The organism is Streptomyces galbus, from assembly GCF_005280195.1.
Lineage (GTDB): Bacteria > Actinomycetota > Actinomycetes > Streptomycetales > Streptomycetaceae > Streptomyces > Streptomyces galbus.
This window is the reverse complement of sequence record NZ_SZPR01000008.1, coordinates 197,545-216,876: the sequence shown is the minus strand read 5'-3', so window position 1 is coordinate 216,876 and position 19,332 is coordinate 197,545. Positions and strand designations below refer to the sequence as shown.

The following is a 19,332-nucleotide window of genomic DNA, read 5'->3' as shown; positions in this document are numbered from 1 at the left end:
CCGGACAGGGGCCCGCTCACGTCGTCGGGAGCGGGGGCGCTGGGTGCCCGGCGGGTCGCCGGACGGCGTGCGGCCTACGGCGTGCGGACCGGGCGCGGGGTGAGCGTCAGGCGTACCCCCCGCTCCCGGCGCTCGCGCCAGTAGCGGCCGGCCCGCAGGGTGAACTCCTGGAGGTACTCGGTGGCCCCGCAGCCCTTCTCGTCGCCGGTGATGTTGCGGGCCAGCGGCGGGCAGCGGAACTGGCACCAGATGTCCTCCCGGGCGACGGGGCAGGTGCCGCACACGGCGTGGTCCTCGAAGCGGATGTCGCGGAAGGCGTCGAAGCCGTTCTCCCAGATCTCGGCGAACGGCTGCCGGGTGACGTTGCCGGCCCGGTGCAGTTGGCCGGACATGCAGTTGCTGCACGGGTAGACGTCGCCGCGGCTGTTGACGTAGACCACCGAGCGGCCGCACTTCTCCTGGCCGACGGCGCGTTCGAGGCGCTGGCAGAACTGGATGGTGTCCACCCCGCGGATCTCGTCGGCGGCCCGCCGCACCGGGGTGGGAGCGGAGGCGCCCGGGCCGTCCGGGGCCGGCCGGCCGGCGGGGCCCGCCGGGTCCTCCGGCTCGCCCGAGTAGCGGTCCATGCAGCGGCGGTAGACCGCGAACACCTCGTCGACGTCCTCGGGCCGCAGCAGCATGCCCGGGTGCAGCAGGGCCCGGCCCACGGGATGGGTCTCCAGCCACTGCGGCCGCGGATAGCCGTTGCGGGCGCACCAGTCGAAGATCTCCTCGGCGTCCTGGATGTTCTGCCGGTGCACGGAGATCGCCGTGCGGAACACGTGCCCGTGCGCGCGCATCGCCTCGAACGCCCTCTTCAGCTTGGGGAAGTCCATCCGGCCGCGCACGGTGCGCTCGGGGTCGGCGGTGTCGAAGCTGATGAAGAACGACTGGCCCGGCGGGATCGCCGCGAGCTTCTCCTCGGTGACCAGCAGCCCGTTGGTGAAGATCTGCGTGCTGAACGGCTTGCTGCGCGCGTGCCGGACGATCTCGACGGCGTCCCGGTGCGAGAAGATCTCACCACCCGTCAGGAACACCTGCAGCACGCCCGCGTCGGCGAAGTCGTCCAGCAGCGACTTGATCATCGGGGTGGACATCTCGTCCGGCCGCTTGAGCGCGGAGTCCGCGTAGCAGTGCCGGCAGCGCAGGTTGCACAGGTTGGTGGTCTCCACGAACGCGATCGCCGGCGCGGGCAGGTGGAAGCGGTCCAGCGTCACCAGCGGGTCGCTCAGCGCGTGCGTCATCAACTCCGCGGCGGGCACCGGCGATCCGGCGTTGTGCCGGTGGATCAGCGGCTCGGCCGAGGCGGCGAGGAACTCGACGTGCCCGTTCGGCAGGAGGGCGACCAGGCCGCCCTCGTTCACCTGGAAGGGAATCTTCTGCACGAGCCCTGCCTCCCGGCCGCATGAAGTCAACGCGTGTTGAACTCATTACGTGTTGAACTCTACGAGCCGTGCATTCCCTTGGCAAGGGCCGCGCGCGTTCCGCCGTCCCGGCGGACCTGTCATCGAGTCCATCTGTTGTTCTAACCCCTTGAAACCTTTTGACAGGTTAGATCCGCTCGTGCTTGCATGGCAGGAACTAACCGGAGCAAGTGTCCAGAAGGGTTAGATATGAGCTCGGTGCACTACCGGACCGCCACCGTCGACGGCCACGAGATCTTCTACCGGGAGGCCGGCCCCGCCGACGCCCCCGCCATCGTCCTGCTGCACGGGTACCCGACCAGCTCTTTCATGTTCCGTGGGCTCATCCCGCTGCTGGCCCGGGACTACCACGTCGTCGCGCCGGACCACCTCGGCTTCGGCCGCTCCGCCGCCCCCCGCGTGGGCGAGTTCACCTACACCTTCGACGCCCTCGCCGAACTCACCTCCGGACTGCTCGACCAGCTCTGCCTGGACCGCTTCGCCCTCTACGTCCAGGACTACGGCGCCCCCGTCGGCTGGCGTCTCGCACTCGAGCACCCTGAACGGATCTCCGCCCTGGTCACCCAGAACGGCAACGGCTACGAGGACGGCTTCGTGGAGTCCTTCTGGGCGGACGTCTGGGCGTACGGGGCGAACCCCGGTCCCGGCACCGAGCGGGCCGTCCGCACGGCGCTGAGCCTCGAGGCCATCCGCTGGCAGTACACGCACGGCGTGCCCGACCCGAGCCTGGTCAGCCCGGACACCTGGGAGCACGACTACGCCCTCGTCTCCCGCGAAGGCAACGACGAGATCCAACTGGCGCTGTTCCGCGACTACCAGAACAACCGCCCGCTCTACCCGCTCCTGCACGAGTTCCTGCGCGCCAGCGAGGTTCCCGTGCTGGCCGTGTGGGGCCGCAACGACGAGATCTTCGGCCCCGCGGGCGCGCAAGCCTTCGCCCGCGACGCCAAGGACGCGGAGGTACACCTGATCGACGGCGGTCACTTCCTGCTGGAGAGCCACCTCGACGTCGTCGCGGGCTACCTCCGCGGCTTCCTCGGGCGCGTGCTGAGCCCAGCCGGAGCCATGTGACCGCAAGGTGCCGGCGCGTGCCCTTGCCTGCTACGTGCCGGACGCGCTGTCAAAGGTCGCGGGTGCGTGCTCGATGGCGGGCATGTGGTGCGCTGCCCAGGCCAACAGCACGTCGATGGGGGGACGAAGGGTCTTGCCCGGGCGGGTGATCCGGTACCGGACCGCTACGGGCCGGGTGGAGACGAGGCGGAGCCTGACAGGTTCCCTGACCAGCAGTCCAGCGGTTTCAGTTCACCGACCGCCGGTATATGCGCCGCTGGCGCTGTGCCCGTCGACCGCCGATCTGCCCCTCGCCTCCGCGCGGCCATAGTCGACCGGCTCGCCTTCAACGGCACGATCATCGAGACCGGCACCACCGACCTCGCGCTCGATGACGCCGCTGCGTCGCGGTCAGCGACTTCGATGCCCCCGGCCTCCCTGATCGGCGTCGACCATCTCTTCGAGCCGGACGTCCTCGTGGAGGTCGAGGCGACCGCGCTTCTGGACCGATAGGGCTGAGCTGGGCGGGGGCTCGGCGCCGGCCGCCCCGTGGGTGGTCAGGTCCGCGGCGCCGTCCGGTCCGGGGGCGTGTCGTCCGGGGTCGCGCGGTCCGGCCGGGCGGGCAGGTAACTCGCCAGGCCACGCAGGATGATCTGCAGGCCGATGTCGAACCGCTCGTCGGAGGAGTCCGTCACCATGTGTCCGGACAGGGCGCGCAGGTGCGGGAAGTCGGCCTCGGGCAAGGAGGCGAAGTAGTTCTGCATCTCGTCGGCCATCTCACGCCAGTCGGGCCGGGCCGGTGAGGAGGCGCCGCCCTGCTGGGCGGCACGGTCCTGCCACATCCCCTCCTCGAGGACGAACCCGTCGATGTACGTGGAGATGAGGTCGCCCGCCTCCGCGGCGATGCGATCGGGCAGGCCCGCCGTGCGGAAGATGGCGAGCAACCCCTCGACGTGCGGGAGCAGTTCGGCGGTGAACGGGACGTGGGCCATGGAGATCCGGGCCATGTCGCGATGGGAGAGCAGACGCTGCCTGTTGGCCCGCGCGAAGTCCAGCAACTGCTCCTGCCAGCGGTCCGGATCCGCGGCGGGCATCTCGAAACCGTCGAAGAGGCGCGTGTACATCAGCTCCAGGAGGTCGTCCTTGGAGCTGACGTGGGCGTAGAGGGCGGAGACGGTGACGCCCAGCTCGGCGGCCACCTGACGCATGGACAGTCCGTCGAGTCCCTGCCGGTCCAGCACGGTGAAGGCCGCCTCGACGACGCGGTCGCGGGACAACGGCGTGCGCGCAGGAGCGGAGTGGGTGCGGGTGGGACGCTCCCGCTCCCACGGGGACGGCGGTGGGGTCGCTGGGGTGTCGGCTACCGCGTCGGTCATGCGGCCAGTCTAGGCACTGGGGGAGAACAGTGTTCTCCGCCGGTCGCGTGAGCTTCGGGGCCTCCGGGGCGCGCCTCGATATGCGTCGCGTCATATCTTGATGAACAGTGTTCTCCGGATGAGCACTGTTCTGTTACGGTGAACACCGTTCACCGATCGTCCGCCCTTTCCCGCGAGGAGTTCCGATGACCACCACCGGTGTCGCGTCCCCGGAGACGCCCACCGACCCGTCCGCGCCCTACCGGTGGCGGTGGGCCGCGCTCTTCGTGATCCTCGCGGCGGAGGTGATGGACCTCCTGGACGCCGTCGTCACGAACATCGCCGGCCCGTCCATGCGCGCCGACCTCGGCGGCGGGGCCTCCACCCTCCAGTGGCTCGCCGCCGCGTACACGCTGTCGATGGCCGTCGGGCTCGTCACCGGCGGACGGCTCGGGGACATCCACGGACGCCGCACCATGTTCCTGGTGGGCGCCGCGGGCTTCACCGTGGGCTCGCTGCTGTGCGCGGTGTCCGTGTCGCCCGAGATGCTGATCGGCGCCCGCGTGGTGCAGGGTCTGTTCGGCGCGGTGATGCTCCCCCAGGGCCTCGGCATGATCAAGGAGATGTTCCCGCCCGAGGAGTCGCAGAAGGCCTTCGGCATGTTCGGCCCGGTCATGGGGCTGTCCGCGGTGTGCGGGCCGATCCTGGCGGGCTGGCTCGTGGACGCCGACTACTTCGGCACCGGCTGGCGGATGATCTTCCTGATCAACCTGCCGCTGGGGGCCGCGGCCTTCCTCGGCGCGGTGCGCTACCTGCCGCGCGGCCGCTCCGGCAGCAAGCCCCGCCTCGACATCCCCGGCATGCTCCTGGTCTCGCTCGCCGCGCTGCTCATCATCTTCCCGCTGGTCCAGGGACGTGAGTACGACTGGCCCGCCTGGACGTTCGTGATGATGGGCGCCTCCGCCGTCGTCTTCGCGGTCTTCGCGAGGTACGAGTCGCGGCGCAGCAGCGCCGGTCTGGACCCGCTGGTCGTGCCGAGCCTGTTCCGCAAGCGCGGGTTCAGCGGCGGCATGGTCCTGGGGCTGGTCTTCTTCTCGACCATGCAGGGCTTCATGCTGGTCTTCAACCTCTACACCCAGATAGGTCTCGGCTACTCGCCGCTCAAGGCGGGCCTGGTCATGGTGCCCTGGTCCGGCGGCATGATCGTGGGGTTCGGGATCGCGCAGGGTGTCGCGCGGTTCGGTCGTGCCGTCCTCCAGGCGGGCACCGTCGTCATGGCGGCCGGCGTGTTCGGTGTGTGGCTGACTCTCGACGTGGTGGGCAGCGGCGTCGGTCCCTGGCAGCTCCTGCCGTCCCTGCTCGTCACCGGCATCGGCATGGGCCTGCTCATGGCTCCCTTCTTCGACATCGTGCTGGCCAGTGTCGAGCAGCACGAGACGGGTTCGGCGTCCGGCACGATGACCGCGATGCAGCAGCTCGGGGGAGCCTTCGGGGTGGCCCTCCTCGGCACCGTCTTCTTCGGCCTGCTGGGCGGCGGGATCGCCACCGCCGTCGACCACCGCTCGGACGGTCTGCGCGGGCAACTGGCCGCCGCCCACGTCGCACCGGCGGCGCAGGACCGCGTGGTGGCGGACCTGCGCGCGTGCGCCTCGGACCGCGCCGTGGCCAAGGACCCCGCCGCCACCCCGGCGTCGTGCGCGCGCCTGGAGACGGACACGCGGTCCGCGGTGACCTCGCCCGAGGCCGGTGCCCGGATACCCACGGCACTGCAGGCCACCGCGACCTCCGCCTTCAAGGGCGGTTTCGGATCGGTCATGAAGACGGTCCTGTGGATCGTCGACGCCCTGCTCGCGCTGACCTTCCTCCTCTCCTTCCTCCTGCCGCGCCGCGCCCGCCCCGAGGAGCCCGCCGCACACTGACCCACGCGCCGGCCGCCGCCCGGCCGGTTCCACTCTTGCCTCGCCCCCGGCCGGGGCCCCGGGTGCGGAACGTGCGCGCCGCGCGCGGCTCAGGTCTGGGGCGGGGTGACCGGCGGCACCGGCGGTACCGCGCCGCGCGCCCGCAGGTCGGCGGCGCCGCCCGCGCCGAGCACCCCGGTGGCCCGCTCCAACTCCTCGGCCGGCAGCGCCGACAAGGACCGCCGGGCCACCGCCGACACCACCAGCGGCAGCACCGGGCGCAGCGGTTGCACCAGACGCAGCCACGGCGGCGCGTAGATGCTCACCGCGCGCCGCTCCACCCCGTGCACCAGCCATCGGGCGACCTGCTCGGGACTGTGCACGCGGCGGGCGGGCGCCGGCTGATGGGAGCGCAGGGCCCGCAGCACCGGATGGTCGTCGAGGGCCGCGATCATGTCGGTGCCGGTCCAGTGCAGGTACGCGATGCCCACCCCCACGCCCGCCGGACGCACCTCGGTGCGCAGGGCCTGGGCGAAGGACTCCACGCCCGCCTTCGACGCGCAGTAGGCGCTCATCAGCGGCGCCGAACCGAACGCCGCGGTGGACGCCACCTGGAGGAAGTACCCCTTGGTGCGGGCGAGTTGGGGCAGGAAGACACGGGCGGTGTTCGCGCTCCCGATCAGGTTGACCTCGACGACCCGGTCGAACAGCGACGCCTCGCACGTGGCGAACGGGCCCGCGGCGGCGATCCCCGCGTTGGCGACCACCACCGAGGCGGGCCCCAGCCGTGCGCCGATGCTGCGGGCGGCGCCCCGGAGCGCCGCCTCGTCGGTGACGTCGACCTCGAAGCAGTGCGCCTCGGTCGGCAGCTCGTCCGCGACCCGGCGCAGCGAGTCGAGTTCCCGGCCCAGCAGGGCCACCCGCATGCCCCGCAGGGCCAGCCGGCGTGCCACCGCCGCTCCCACGCCGCGCGCCGCCCCGGTGACCACCGCGATCCGCGCGTACGGTCCCCACTCCGCCATGACCGCCTCCAGGCCCGCCCTTACGACCCGCGCCGCACCGCGCTCCCGCCCAGTCGACCACGCCCCCACCAGGCCCGCCCGCCACCGCGCGCCACGAGGGTGACGGCAGCGCGGTCCGGGCGGCGCGGCTCCGGGAGGACGTGTGATCCGGCATGTCGCTCCTGCTTCGAACCGGAAGCCGCGGGTACTCCACGCCGGGTACGGCACACACCGAGCGCCAGGAGGTACCTCATGGGCAAGCTGGGAGACATGGCGAACAAGGCCAAGGAGATGGCGAAGGCCCATCCGGACCAGGCCGACAAGGGTGTCGACAGTGTCGAGCGGATGGTCGACGAGCGTACGGGGGACAAGTACGACGCGCAGACCGACAAGGCCGCCGACGCCGTACACCGTTCCTACGGGGGCGGCGAGTGACGGAGCGCTGACCCCGCGGAACCCGGAACCGGGCCCCGGCGTCGCTCGCCGGCTCGTGCCGGCTGAGCCGCCGGGGTCCGTGGCGTGCGCCCCGGGGCGCACGCCAGGGTCCGCGCGCCTGTGGTGCGCGCGGCGGTAGGAATGTCACGCTGGATCCATGGACCTCCCCTTTCTGTCCAAGTGGCGCAAGAGGCATGACCCCGCCGCCGGGGTCGCGGTGTTCCCGGACAGCGACAGTGACGGTGACGGCGAGGGTGCGGGCGGCGGGTACGCCGCACTGCTCGCCGAGTGCGAGCTGCTGCGCTCCCTGGCCTCCCGCGCGGGAGTCCGACTCGACGACACCCCGGCCTCGTTGGAGGCGCTGGACCAGCTCGTGCCGCGCTGGCGCGACGACGAGGAGATGCTGCCCTGGCTCGGCAACGACGCGGGCCTCTACCTGGGCACCGTCGTCGTCCGCACCGTGCCCGGCACCGGCTGGCGGATTCTGCCGGAGGGGCGCCCAGTGGTCCGGCTGGCCTCCGGCCGCGAGGTCGACGTGGTCCTCGAGGGCCGCACCTGGGCCATGACCGGCAGCCCCGAACTCTTCCAGGCGTACGCCGAGATCGCGGAGGTGTGACGCCGGGCGGATCTGGATGCGGATGCGGGTGGGAGAGCGGGGTGCCGGTGAACCTCTGGCCCGACCTGCGGTGTAAATACGGCTAATGCCCGAAAGGTGCGTGTCGTGCCTGCGGCCCCTCCCGGGCTGGATAGTTTGCGGCACCACGACACAGCTGAGAGTGAGTAGGGCTGGGCATGGCCGTCGATCCTTTGATCGAGTCGCGTGACGTCAACGAGCACTCCGGGGAGCCACCGGGCGACACCGAGGACCGCCGCACCACCGATCCCGAGCACCGGCCGGGGGGCGTACGCCCCCGTGATCCGTACGACGCGTGTGTCCCGCCCTGCCGCCGTGCCCAACCGCAGCCGCACGCCCGTCAGTTGGGGGCCGTGCTCCTCGCCCCGCACCGGCCGTCCCCGCGGGCCGGGGCTGCCGGTGTCCGCCCGAGCAGGACCGGCGCGCCGGGCCTCGACTAGGATGTGCCGTTCATCCCTGTGGTGGGGGTGAAGTCGCCGATCCCCAGGGAAGGGCGACGGGGAGACTGCCGCCGGGGAGGGGGCCCTCGCGCAGGGGGCGGCAGTTCACGAGAGCCATACCCGCCCGGTCGCGCGGCCGGAGATCACTGCTCGCGTGGCGGGACCGTCGGACACGGCGGATCGCCGCCGGCGAGGAGAAGGTCAGCCGCGCGCCGGTCGGGTTGCGCTCGGGGAGCGTGTTCCGGTGTCGCCGGGGCGGGTTCGTCAGGACGCCCGGTGCGAGGTCCGGGTCGCGGCGCCGGTCCGGTCGGGCAGCGCGGTACGGGCCGCCTGGGTCACGTCCGCCACCGGTTCCACCACGTCCGGCCCGTACGCCTGGGAGTTGACGACCCGCAGCAGCAGGGCGAACGAGGAGTTGCCGTACTTGCGGGCCAACCGCTCGTGGTGACGGGCCAGATAGCGGGTCGCCGCCTGGTTGGTGATCGCGCGCTGGCCGCAGAACAGGAACACCGGCCGCGCCTCGGGCCGCTCACCGGCCGTCAGCCGGGCCAGCAGCACGTACTCGCTCACCCCCGGCTCCATCCGGTACCGCTCGCCACCGATCTGGAACGCCCCGCGGTCCGGGCCCGGTTCGGGGCCCACGTTGACCCGCACGCCCGGCAGCAGCGACGCCAGGTGGGCGAGCATCCGCCGGTTGGAGGCGGGGCCGCCCACACAGAACTCGGTGCGCTCGCCGAACCCCTGCTGGGCCGCGTCGTGCGCGACGACCTGCGCGTGCGCGTTGCAGTCCTTGATCAGCGCGGCCAGTTCGAGCAGGGCGAAGACGTCGAAGCGGGTCACCGTGAGGTCGGGCCCGCCCGCGTCGCGGTTGACCACCAGCAGCGACTCGGAGTTGTCCGGCAGACCGAAGAACGCCTGCTTGCGCCGCAGCCTGCGCCTCCACAGACAGGTGCGGGCGACCCAGCCGAGCGCGGCCGATATACCCGCCGCCACCACACCCAGGACGATGTTGCGCACGTCGTCGTTCATGGGCGCGCATGCTAGCGGTCACCTGTGCCGCAGGCGTACCCGTGTTCGACGTGTGGCGGTCGTATGACAGTGCCCCGGAGGGGCTGTCGGGGCCGGGGTGGATGTCGTTACGCTGCGCTGACGTTCCTGCACTGGAGGTACGGATGCGTCTGCGTCGCCCTGTCGCGCGGAAACTGTCGGTACTGGCGGTCTCGGCCGCCGTCGTCTCGGTGGGAGCGGCAGCGCCACCCGCCGCCCCGAGAACCGCCGGGGAGAAGGTCCCGGTCGCCGTCGGCTACGGCGGCGCCGTCTCCAGCGTGGACGCCGACGCGTCCGCGGCCGGCATCGAGGTGCTGCGCAAGGGCGGCAACGCCGTCGACGCGGCCGTCGCCACCGCCGCCGCCCTCGGCGTCACCGAGCCCTACTCCGCCGGCGTCGGCGGAGGCGGCTACTTCGTCTACTACGACGCCAAGTCCCGCACCGTGCACACCCTCGACGGCCGCGAGACCGCACCCCGCAGCGCCGACCAGAACCTGTTCACCGAGAACGGCAAGCCCCTCGCCTTCGCCGACGCCGTCACCAGCGGGCTGAGCGTCGGCACCCCCGGCACGCCCGCCACCTGGGCGACCGCGCTGTCGCAGTGGGGCAGCAGGAAGCTCGGCGCCGTGCTGCGGCCGGCCGAGCGCCTGGCCCGCGACGGGTTCACCGTCGACGACACCTTCCGCAGCCAGACCGCCGCCAACGAGGCGCGCTTCCGCTACTTCCCGGACACGGCGAAGCTGTTCCTGCCCGGCGGCGCGCTCCCGGTGGTCGGCTCGACCTTCAAGAACCCCGACCTGGCCCGTACCTACGAGGAGCTGGGCCGCAAGGGCGTCGCCGCCCTCTACCGGGGCGACCTCGGCAGGGACGTCGTCGCGACGGTCAACAAGCCGCCCGTCGACCCGGCGTCGGGGTGGAACGCCCGCCCCGGCCGGCTCACCGCCGCCGACCTCGCGGCCTACCGCGCCAAGCTCCAGGCGCCCACCAGGACGGCCTACCGCGGACTGGACGTCTACTCCATCGCGCCCTCCTCCTCCGGCGGCACCACCGTCGGCGAGGCCCTCAACATCCTGGAGCGGACCGACCTGTCCAGGGCGAGCGAGGCGCAGTACCTGCACCGCTACATCGAGGCCAGCCGCATCGCGTTCGCCGACCGCGGGCGCTGGGTCGGCGACCCCGCCTTCGAGGACGTCCCGACCAAGGAGCTGCTCTCCCAGCGCTACGCCGACTCGCGGGCCTGCCTCATCAAGGACGACGCGGTGCTCACCAGCCCCCTCGCCCCGGGCGACCCGCGCCACCCGGCGGCCTGCCCCGGTCGCGGCACCCCGGCGCCGACGACGTACGAGGGCGAGAACACCACGCACCTCACCGTCGCCGACAAGTGGGGCAACGTCGTCGCCTACACCCTCACCATCGAGCAGACCGGCGGCAGCGGCATCACCGTCCCGGGACGCGGGTTCCTGCTCAACAACGAGCTGACCGACTTCTCCTTCGCCCCGGCCAACCCGGCCGTCCACGACCCGAACCTGCCCGGCCCGGGCAAGCGGCCGCGGTCGTCGATCTCGCCGACGATCGTCCTGGACCGCCACGGCCGGCCGGTCGTCGCCCTCGGCTCGCCCGGCGGCTCCACCATCATCACCACCGTGCTCCAGGTGCTCACCGAGTTCGTCGACCGCGGCCTGCCGCTCGTCGACGCCATCGCGGCCCCCCGCGCCAGCCAGCGTAACGCCGCCCAGACCGAACTCGAACCCGGCCTCCACGACAGCCCGCTGCGGGCGCAACTGGAGGCGATCGGCCACTCGTTCAAGCTGAACCCGGAGATCGGGGCGGCCACCGGCGTGCAGCGGCTGGCGGACGGCCGGTGGCTGGCCGCCGCCGAGACCGTACGCCGCGGCGGCGGCTCCGCCCAGGTGGTGCGCCCGGCGCGGTAGGGGGCCACGCGGAGCGGGTCAACGGGAGCGCCCGTGACCGGTCACAACTCCGGTGCAGGGACGGAGGGTTCGTCGGTGCGGAAGACGAGCCCTGCGTCCCCCGCGTCCACCGTGACCCGGTCGCCCTCCTTGACCCGCCCGTCGAGCAGCAGCCGGGAGAGCTGGTTGTCGACCTCCCGCTGGATGGTGCGGCGCAGCGGGCGGGCGCCGTACTCCGGCTGGTAGCCGCGCGCCGCCAGCCAGTCGACGGCCGCCGCGCTGAAGGTCGCGGTGATGCCCTGCGCCTGCAGCAGCCGGCGGGTCTTCTCCAGCAACAGGTCGGTGATCCGCCGCAGTTGCTCGGTCGAGAGCTGCCGGAAGACCACGATCTCGTCGATCCGGTTGAGGAACTCCGGCCGGAAGTGGTCGCGCAGCGGCCGCAGGACCTGCTCGCGCCGGGCCTCCTCGTCCGCGTCGGCGCCGCCCGCGCCGAAGCCGATGCCGGTGCCGCGCCGGGTGATGGCCTCCGAGCCGAGGTTGCTCGTCATCACCACGACCGTGTTGGTGAAGTCCACCGTGCGGCCCTGCGCGTCGGTGAGCCGGCCGTCGTCCAGCACCTGCAGCAGGATGTTGAAGACGTCCGGGTGCGCCTTCTCCACCTCGTCGAGCAGCAGCAGCGAGTACGGGTGCCGCCGCACCACCTCGGTGAGCTGGCCGGCCTCCTCGTGGCCGACGTACCCGGGCGGGGCGCCGACCAGGCGGCTGACCGTGTGCCGCTCCTGGTACTCGCTCATGTCGAGCCGCACCATGCGTTCCTCGCTGCCGAACAGCGCCTCGGCGAGCGCCCGGGCCAGTTCGGTCTTGCCGACACCGGTCGGCCCGAGGAACAGGAAGCTGCCGATGGGGCGGTCGGGGCTGGCGAGCCCGGCCCGCGAGCGCAGCACCGCGTCGGACACCACCCGCACCGCCTCGTCCTGGCCGACCACCCGCTGGTGCAGGTGCTCCTCCAGGCCCAGCAGGCGGTCCTTCTCCTCCTGGGTGAGGCTGCTGAGCGGGATGTGCGTCAGCCGCGAGACGACCTCGGCGACGGCCTCCGCCGTCACCTCCAGGCCGCAGCCCTCGTCCACCGCGCCGTCCTGGGCGGTGTCCGCGATGCGCTGCTTCAACTCGGTGATGCGGTCCCGCAGTTGGGTCGCCGTCTCGTACTGCTCGTCGGCGACCGCCTGGTCCTTGTCGAGGGTGAGCTGCTCGACCTCGCGCTCCATGGCGCGCACGTCCGTGCCCTTGGTGCGCGCACCGAGCCGTACCCGCGCCCCGGCCTGGTCGATCAGGTCGATCGCCTTGTCCGGCAGGCGGCGGTCGGTCAGGTAGCGGTCGGACAGCTCCACCGCCGCCACCAGCGCCTCGTCGGCGTAGCGGACCTGGTGGTGGGCCTCGTAGCGGTCGCGCAGGCCCCGCAGGATCTCGATGGCGTCCGGCACCGACGGCTCGGGCACCAGGATCGGCTGGAAGCGGCGGGCCAGCGCCGCGTCCTTCTCGATGCGCCGGTACTCCTCCAGCGTGGTCGCGCCCACGATGTGCAGCTCGCCGCGGGCCAGCGCCGGCTTGAGGATGTTGCCGGCGTCCATCGACCCGCCCTCGCCGCCGCCGCCCGCGCCGACGACCGTGTGCAGCTCGTCGATGAAGACGATCAGCCGGTCGGAGTGGGCGCGGATCTCGTCGACGATGGTGTTGAGCCGCTCCTCGAAGTCGCCGCGGTAGCGGGTGCCGGCCACCACGCCCGTCAGGTCCAGCGCCACCACCCGCCGTCCGGCGAGGATGTCGGGCACGTCGTTGTCCGCGATGCGCTGCGCGAGGCCCTCCACGATGGCCGTCTTGCCGACGCCGGCGTCACCGATCAGCACCGGGTTGTTCTTGCCGCGCCGGGACAGCACCTCGATCGTCTGCTCGATCTCCTCGTCCCGGCCGATCACCGGGTCGATACGGCCCTGACGGGCCATGTCGGTGAGGTCGCGGCCGTACTTGTCGAGGGTGGGCGTGGACGTCGGGCGCTGCCGCTCGGCACGGGCCGCGGGCGGCGCCTCGGGCGTCTCGGCGGGGCCGCCGGGGGCGAACCGGGCCTGGTTGAGGATGTGGCCCGCCGCCGAGTCCGGGTTCGCGGCCAGCGCGCTCAGCACGTGCTCCGGACCGATGTAGCCCGCGCCGCGGGACCGGGCCAGGTCGTGGGCGTCCAGCAGGGCGCGCTTGGCGGCCGGGGTGAGGGACAGCGAGGTGGGCGGCGGCACCTCGGCCGGTGGCTGCTGCGCCGGGCCCGAGCGCTCGTCGATCTCCGAGGCGAGCGAGTCGGGATCGGCACCGGCCCGGCTGAGCAGCGACCTGGTCGGCTCCGCCGCGAGCGCCGCCCGCAGCAGGTGTTCGGTGTCCAGGTCGCGGCTGCCGTGCTCGGCGGCGTACTGGGCGGCGCCGCGGACCAGCTCCCTCGCGGGCTGGCTGAGGAGCTGGCCTATGTTGATCTGCCGGGGGCCGGGGCGGGGCCCGCCGAAGAAGCGGGCCAGGAACTCGCCGAAGGGGTCGCCGTAGCCCTCCGGGCTGGTGAAGCCGCTGGTCATGGCGTTCCGTTCGTTGACTGCGCGGGCTGGCCGGGTGCCCGGTCCGTGCCGGACTTACACCACCATGGCACGGTACGTACCGAACGGCGCGTCCTGCCCGGAGGGCACCGGGGCCCCGCTGCGGCCGGGCGGGTCAGCGCCGCTCGGTCAGCACCCTCGGGCCGCTCTCGGTGATCGCCACCGTGTGTTCGACGTGGGCCGCGCGTGAGCCGTCGTTGGTGCGCAGGGTCCAGCCGTCCGGGGCCACGTGGTAGTCGTCGCGGCCGCCCCCGAGCAGCATCGGCTCGATCGCCAGGACCATGCCGGGGCGCAGCGGCAGACCGCGGCCGGGCCGGCCCTCGTTGGGCACGGGCGGGTCCTCGTGCATACGACGGCCGATGCCGTGGCCGCCGAAGTCGTCCAGGATGCCGTAGCCGGCCGAGCGGCAGACCGTGCCGATGGCGTGGCCGATGTCGCCCATGCGGTTGCCCGGCACGGCGGCCGCGATGCCCGCGGCCAGGGCCCGCTCGGCCGTCTCCACGAGGCGCGCGTCCGCCGGGCGGGGCGTGCCCACGACGAAGCTGAGCGCGGAGTCGCCCGCCCAGCCGTTGAGCTGGGCGCCGAAGTCCAGTGAGACCAGGTCGCCGTCGCGCAGCCGGTAGTCGGTCGGGACGCCGTGCACGACGGCGTCGTTGACGGAGGTGCACAGCACCGCCGGGAACGGGGTCGGCGCGAAGGACGGCCGGTAGCCGAGGAACGGTGACGTCGCCCCCGCCTCCCGCAGCACCTCGTGGGCCAGCTCGTCCAGCTCCAGCAGGGAAACGCCCACGCCGGCGGCGTCGCGCGCGGCCGTCAGGGCCCGGGCGACGACCTGGCCCGCCTCGTACATCGCGTCGATCGAGGTCTTCGACTTCAGTTCCACCATGCCAATTACTATACCGGTATTAGAATGGCGGGCATGGTGCGCACCCCCTTGACCCCCGAAGAGCGCGAACGCGGCGAGCGGCTCGGCCGTTTCCTCCGCGAGGCCCGCGGTGGGCGGAGCATGGCCGACGTCGCCGCCGCCGCCGGCATCTCCGCCGAGACCCTGCGCAAGATCGAGACCGGCCGGGCCCCGACGCCCGCCTTCTTCACGGTCGCCGCGCTCGCCGGCGCCCTCGGCCTGTCCATGGACGAGCTGGCCGGGCGGTGCGCGTTCGCCGGGGTGTGAGCGTCCGGCCCCGGGCGGCCCGCCGAGGGGTTCGCGTCCCCTTCGAAAACTCCCCGTAGCCGGTCCGTAACACGGATGGTGTTTTCTCGGAGCTGAGTGTTCCGGTCGGGTGGGAGTCGACGATGACGGTGGATCAGCTCCCGGAGGAGGCGCGGGAGTTCGCGCACCACCTGGGCGGCCTCTTGGCGCGCCTCGACCAGGTCGCCGGCTGGGCCGGGGTGTTCTGGCAGCGGGACCCGGAGGGCATGCGGGACTGCGTGGAGGGGCGCGAAGTGCCGCCCTGGGACGTGGTGGAGGCGCTGCTGCAGGACCTCGCCGCGGCCTACGGCGCCAGGGCCGCCGAGCAGGAGGCCGAGCGGGTCCGCCCGCTGCACGCCGCCGCACTCCTCGCCCACGACGACCGGCCCGGCGGGCGCGAAGCCCTGGGGGACCGCCTCGACGTCATGCTCCGCGAGCAGCGCTACGCCGCCGAGCGCCAGGCCGAACTCGGCCGCCTCCTCGCCGCCGCGACCACCCCCGGGGAGGCGGACGCCCTGCGCCTGGACCTGGCCTGGGCCCGCGACGACCACGCACGCGCCACCGCCCGCTGCGCCGAGCTGCGCCGCCGCATGGCGGAACACGACCACCGGGCGAGGCAACGCGGCGACCACCGGCGCCGGGCCGACCCCGGCCGGACGGCCACGGCCCACCCCAGCGACCCGCCCGCGACTGCCCCGGCGTACGCGGCCGGCTCCACCGGGCCGGTGGGCGGGACGGATGCCGACGGCTTCACGGGCCGGGGCGAGTTCGCCGGTCCGGAGGGACGGACCGGCGGAGGGGACCCGGTGGGGCCGGCGGGCCGACGCGGCCCGGTGGGGCCGGCGGACCGAGGTGGCCCCGTGGGGCCGGCCGGCCGCGACGGCCCGGTCGTCGCGCGCGACTTCGCCGGCCCTACGGTGTCGGCCGACGCGAGCGGCCCGGACCGGGCAGCCGCGGACGCGTACGGCGCCACCGCGGCCGACCGGCCGGCCACGGGCGGCCGCGCGCCCCTCGACCTTGACTGGGCCAACGCCGGCACATACCCGGACACCTCCGCCCTCCACGAGCCCGCCCACGCCCCCGCCTCCCACGACCCGGCCCACACCCCCGCCCCGTACGGGACCGGCCCCGACCCCCACCAGCCCGTCTCCGCGGAACCCCCCGCCTCCGCCCCCACCGTCCCCAAGCAGCGCAAGCGGCGCAGGGGGAGTGCCCGGTTCGCCGGGATGGCGCAGGAGGACGTCGACGCCGTACCCGTACCGGCGCGGCCGGACGGCGGTCCCGCGCTGCCCGGGCTCGGGCCCGCACCCGCGCCCGCCGGCCGGCGTGGCCTGCGGGGCGCGCGGTTCGCCGGGGCCGCCGCGGAGCCGAAGGCGCCGTCCGCGGCCCGGCCGCGGGAGACCGGCCCGGTGAACGACCGGGCGCGGCAGGAGGCGGCCCGGGCCGTGGAGCGGCTGGTGAGCCTGCGCACGCGGCAGCTCAGCGGCGAGGCGCACGCCCTGCTCGTGGAGCTGGCGTACTGGCCGGCGGCCCACGTGCCGCTGCTCGCCGCGGAACTCCAGCACGCCGGTCTGGGCGCCGACTGGGCGACCTTGCTGTGGGAGGCCGCCTCGCTGCCGGTCGGGCGGCTGGTCGCGGCCGCGGACGCGCTGCTCGCGGCGGGGCGCGCGGACGACGCCGAGCAGATCCTGCGGCAGGGCGTCGGCCGCCCGGCCGAGGAGATCGGTGAGGCGGTACGGGGCCTGGCCGCCGAGGGCCGTCACCGCGAGGTGCGGGCGCTGCTCGACGCGTACGTCCGGGTCCGCGCCCCCGAGGAGGCCGCCCGCAGCGCCGCACCCGAGCCGCGCACCCTGGTCCCGCTGCTGCTGGACGCCGCCCGGGGTGTCTCGGACACCCGGTACTGGGACCTGGTGCACGCGCTGCGGGTGGCGGGACACCACACCTGAGCACGCCGGGTCCGGCCCCCGGCCGCACCCGGCGCGTACGCCGTACGCGCGACGGCTCACCCACCGGAGTGTGAAACGCGATCGACTCACCGGGTTGACGACGATGGTCTTGGCAAGGCCGTCCGAGAGGCTTACGTTCGTCCCTCTAAGGCCTGTTCTACGGGCGTAGAGGCTCTGACGGTCCCGTCGAAGGAGCAGCTCATGGCCAACGTCGTACGTGCCGCACTGGTCCAGGCCACCTGGACCGGCGACACCGAGTCCATGGTGGCGAAACACGAGGAGCACGCCCGCGCGGCGGCCCGGCAGGGCGCGAAGGTCATCGGCTTCCAGGAGGTCTTCAACGCGCCCTACTTCTGCCAGGTCCAGGAACCGGAGCACTACCGTTGGGCCGAGCCGGTGCCCGACGGCCCGACCGTGCGCCGGATGCGGGAGCTGGCGCGCGAGACCGGCATGGTGATCGTGGTCCCGGTCTTCGAGGTCGAGCAGTCCGGGTTCTACTACAACACCGCCGCCGTGATCGACGCCGACGGCTCCTACCTCGGCAAGTACCGCAAGCACCACATCCCGCAGGTGCGCGGCTTCTGGGAGAAGTACTACTTCAAGCCCGGCAACCTCGGCTGGCCCGTCTTCGACACCGCCGTCGGCAAGGTCGGCGTCTACATCTGCTACGACCGCCACTTCCCCGAGGGCTGGCGCCAACTGGGCCTGAACGGCGCCCAGCTGGTCTACAACCCGTCGGCCACGCACCGCGGCCTGTCGTCCTACCTGTGGCAGCTGGAGCAGCCCGCCGCGGCCGTCGCCAACGAGTACTTCGTCGCCGCGATCAACCGCGTCGGCCAGGAGATCTACGGCGACAACGACTTCTACGGCACCAGCTACTTCGTCGACCCGCGCGGCCAGGTCGTCGGTGACACCGCCAGCGACACCAAGGAGGAACTCCTGGTGCGCGACCTCGACTTCGACGTGATCGAGGAGGTCCGGCAGCAGTGGGCGTTCTACCGCGACCGCCGGCCCGACGCCTACGAGGGGCTGGTGCGGCCGTGAACGACCTGTACGCCCGCCACCGCACCGTCCTGCCCGACTGGCTGGCCCTCTACTACGAGGACCCGCTGGAGATCACCCACGGCGAGGGCCGCCACGTCTGGGACGTCCAGGGCAACCGGTACCTGGACTTCTTCGGCGGCATCCTCACCACGATGACCGCGCACGCCCTGCCCGAGGTGACCAAGGCGGTCGCCGAACAGGCGGGGCGGATCGTCCACTCCTCCACCCTGTACCTGAACCGCCCGATGGTGGAACTCGCCGAGCGGGTCGCGCAGATCAGCGCCATCCCCGACGCCCGGGTCTTCTTCACCACCTCCGGCACCGAGGCCAACGACACCGCGCTGCTGCTCGCCACCACCTACCGGCGCAGCAACACGGTCCTCGCGATGCGCAACAGCTACCACGGCCGGTCCTTCAGCGCGGTCGGCATCACCGGCAACCGCGGCTGGTCGCCCACCTCGCTGTCCCCGCTGCAGACGCTCTACGTCCACGGCGGCGTCCGCACCCGCGGCCCGTACGCCCACCTCGACGACGACGCGTTCACCGCCGCCTGCGTCGAGGACCTGCGCGACCTGCTCGGCCAGACCCGCCCGCCCGCCGCGCTGATCGCCGAACCGGTCCAGGGCGTCGGCGGGTTCACCTCGCCCCCCGACGGCCTGTACGCCGCCTTCCGCGACGTGCTGCACGAGCGGGGCGTGCTGTGGATCGCCGACGAGGTGCAGACCGGCTGGGGCCGCACCGGCGACCACTTCTGGGGCTGGCAGGCGCACGGGCGCAGCGGCCCGCCCGACATCGTGACCTTCGCCAAGGGCATCGGCAACGGCATGTCCATCGGCGGCGTCATCGCCCGCTCCGAGATCATGAACTGCCTCGACGCCAACAGCATCTCCACCTTCGGCGGCACCCAGATCACCATGGCGGCGGGCCTGGCGAACCTGACGTACCTGCTGGAGCACGACCTGCAGGGCAACGCGCGGCGCGTCGGCGGGCTGCTGCTGGAGCGGCTGCGGGCCGTCGCCGCGCAGGTCGACGGGGTGCGCGAGGTGCGCGGCCGCGGCCTGATGATCGGCGTCGAGCTCGTCAGGCCCGGCACCGACCGGGCCGACCCGGACCGGGCGGCCGCGGTGCTGGAGGTGGCCCGCGCGGGCGGGCTGCTCATCGGCAAGGGCGGCGGGCACGACACCAGCGCGCTGCGCGTGGCGCCGCCGCTGTCCCTGACCGTCGCGGAGGCCGAGGAGGGCGCCGCGATCCTCGAGGACGCCCTGCGGAGCACGCAGTAGCGCGGCACGGGCT

General features: G+C 73.3%; 15 protein-coding genes and 3 pseudogenes. 11 read left to right on the top strand and 7 right to left on the bottom strand.

All coding sequences use genetic code 11. The annotated features are described in order from the left end of the window. Window positions 1-74: 74 nt before the first annotated feature. Window positions 75-1,424 carry a radical SAM/SPASM domain-containing protein gene (locus E4U92_RS05465; protein ID WP_137299098.1) on the bottom strand — a complete coding sequence of 450 codons (1,350 nt, stop codon included), beginning with the start codon at window positions 1,422-1,424 and terminating at the stop codon, window positions 75-77. A gap of 228 nt (window positions 1,425-1,652) precedes the next feature. On the opposite strand from E4U92_RS05465, the gene E4U92_RS05460 reads away from it, so the two are divergent. Next, the gene (locus E4U92_RS05460) at window positions 1,653-2,534 is read left to right on the top strand and encodes an alpha/beta fold hydrolase (RefSeq protein WP_137299097.1); all 882 of its coding nucleotides are present in this window, start codon (window positions 1,653-1,655) and stop codon (window positions 2,532-2,534) included. Between the two features lie 30 nt (window positions 2,535-2,564). On the opposite strand, the pseudogene E4U92_RS05455 reads toward E4U92_RS05460, so the two are convergent. After that, a pseudogene (locus tag E4U92_RS05455) lies at window positions 2,565-2,762 on the bottom strand (winged helix-turn-helix transcriptional regulator); the annotation flags it as partial. Window positions 2,763-2,822: 60 nt separating this feature from the next. Between E4U92_RS05455 and E4U92_RS37300 the strand changes: the two are divergent. Next, window positions 2,823-2,918, top strand: a pseudogene (locus E4U92_RS37300) (IS21-like element helper ATPase IstB); the annotation flags it as partial. Window positions 2,919-2,936: 18 nt separating this feature from the next. Continuing rightward, a pseudogene (locus E4U92_RS05450) lies at window positions 2,937-3,026 on the top strand (RidA family protein); the annotation flags it as partial. 44 nt (window positions 3,027-3,070) lie between these two features. Here E4U92_RS05450 and E4U92_RS05445 read toward each other — a convergent pair. Next, window positions 3,071-3,889 carry a TetR/AcrR family transcriptional regulator gene (locus E4U92_RS05445; protein WP_137299096.1) on the bottom strand — a complete coding sequence of 273 codons (819 nt, stop codon included), beginning with the start codon at window positions 3,887-3,889 and terminating at the stop codon, window positions 3,071-3,073. 185 nt (window positions 3,890-4,074) lie between these two features. Between E4U92_RS05445 and E4U92_RS05440 the strand changes: the two genes are divergently transcribed. Continuing rightward, window positions 4,075-5,787, top strand: coding sequence for an MFS transporter (locus tag E4U92_RS05440; RefSeq protein WP_137299095.1), 1,713 nt, complete (start codon window positions 4,075-4,077; stop codon window positions 5,785-5,787). A gap of 89 nt (window positions 5,788-5,876) precedes the next feature. Here the strand turns inward: E4U92_RS05440 and E4U92_RS05435 are convergent, their stop codons facing one another. Beyond that, a complete protein-coding gene (locus E4U92_RS05435; RefSeq protein ID WP_137299094.1) occupies window positions 5,877-6,788 on the bottom strand; it encodes an SDR family oxidoreductase in 912 nt (303 codons plus the stop codon). 231 nt (window positions 6,789-7,019) lie between these two features. On the opposite strand from E4U92_RS05435, the gene E4U92_RS05430 reads away from it, so the two are divergent. Together E4U92_RS05430 and E4U92_RS05425 are read left to right on the top strand one after the other, a co-directional pair. Next, window positions 7,020-7,202: an antitoxin gene (locus tag E4U92_RS05430; RefSeq protein ID WP_137299093.1), complete on the top strand. Its 183-nt coding sequence runs from the start codon at window positions 7,020-7,022 to the stop codon at window positions 7,200-7,202. 157 nt (window positions 7,203-7,359) lie between these two features. Next, window positions 7,360-7,818: a DUF6278 family protein gene (locus tag E4U92_RS05425; RefSeq protein WP_137299092.1), complete on the top strand. Its 459-nt coding sequence runs from the start codon at window positions 7,360-7,362 to the stop codon at window positions 7,816-7,818. Window positions 7,819-8,540: 722 nt separating this feature from the next. Here the strand turns inward: E4U92_RS05425 and E4U92_RS05420 are convergent. Further along, window positions 8,541-9,305, bottom strand: a complete 765-nt coding sequence (locus E4U92_RS05420; RefSeq protein WP_174863707.1) for a hypothetical protein — start codon at window positions 9,303-9,305, stop codon at window positions 8,541-8,543. Between the two features lie 149 nt (window positions 9,306-9,454). On the opposite strand from E4U92_RS05420, the gene ggt reads away from it, so the two are divergent. After that, window positions 9,455-11,254, top strand: coding sequence for a gamma-glutamyltransferase (ggt, locus tag E4U92_RS05415; protein ID WP_137299492.1), 1,800 nt, complete (start codon window positions 9,455-9,457; stop codon window positions 11,252-11,254). 41 nt (window positions 11,255-11,295) lie between these two features. On the opposite strand, the gene E4U92_RS05410 is transcribed toward ggt, so the two are convergent. Both E4U92_RS05410 and map read right to left on the bottom strand, forming a co-directional pair. After that, on the bottom strand, window positions 11,296-13,842 hold the full coding sequence (locus tag E4U92_RS05410; RefSeq protein ID WP_137299091.1) for an ATP-dependent Clp protease ATP-binding subunit: 2,547 nt from the start codon (window positions 13,840-13,842) through the stop codon (window positions 11,296-11,298). A gap of 133 nt (window positions 13,843-13,975) precedes the next feature. After that, window positions 13,976-14,746: a type I methionyl aminopeptidase gene (map, locus tag E4U92_RS05405; protein WP_137299090.1), complete on the bottom strand. Its 771-nt coding sequence runs from the start codon at window positions 14,744-14,746 to the stop codon at window positions 13,976-13,978. Window positions 14,747-14,779: 33 nt separating this feature from the next. Between map and E4U92_RS05400 the strand changes: the two genes are divergently transcribed. The 4 genes from E4U92_RS05400 to E4U92_RS05385 all read left to right on the top strand — a co-directional run bounded on the left by E4U92_RS05400 (window position 14,780) and on the right by E4U92_RS05385 (window position 19,319). Then, window positions 14,780-15,031: a helix-turn-helix domain-containing protein gene (locus tag E4U92_RS05400; RefSeq protein WP_137299089.1), complete on the top strand. Its 252-nt coding sequence runs from the start codon at window positions 14,780-14,782 to the stop codon at window positions 15,029-15,031. Window positions 15,032-15,153: 122 nt separating this feature from the next. Next, on the top strand, window positions 15,154-16,995 hold the full coding sequence (locus tag E4U92_RS05395) for a hypothetical protein (protein ID WP_137299088.1): 1,842 nt from the start codon (window positions 15,154-15,156) through the stop codon (window positions 16,993-16,995). A 201-nt stretch (window positions 16,996-17,196) separates the two neighbouring features. Next, window positions 17,197-18,039, top strand: a complete 843-nt coding sequence (locus E4U92_RS05390; RefSeq protein ID WP_137299087.1) for a nitrilase-related carbon-nitrogen hydrolase — start codon at window positions 17,197-17,199, stop codon at window positions 18,037-18,039. Next, on the top strand, window positions 18,036-19,319 hold the full coding sequence (locus E4U92_RS05385) for an aspartate aminotransferase family protein (RefSeq protein ID WP_137299086.1): 1,284 nt from the start codon (window positions 18,036-18,038) through the stop codon (window positions 19,317-19,319). The genes E4U92_RS05390 and E4U92_RS05385 overlap by 4 nt, the downstream gene beginning before the upstream one ends. Window positions 19,320-19,332: the final 13 nt, after the last annotated feature.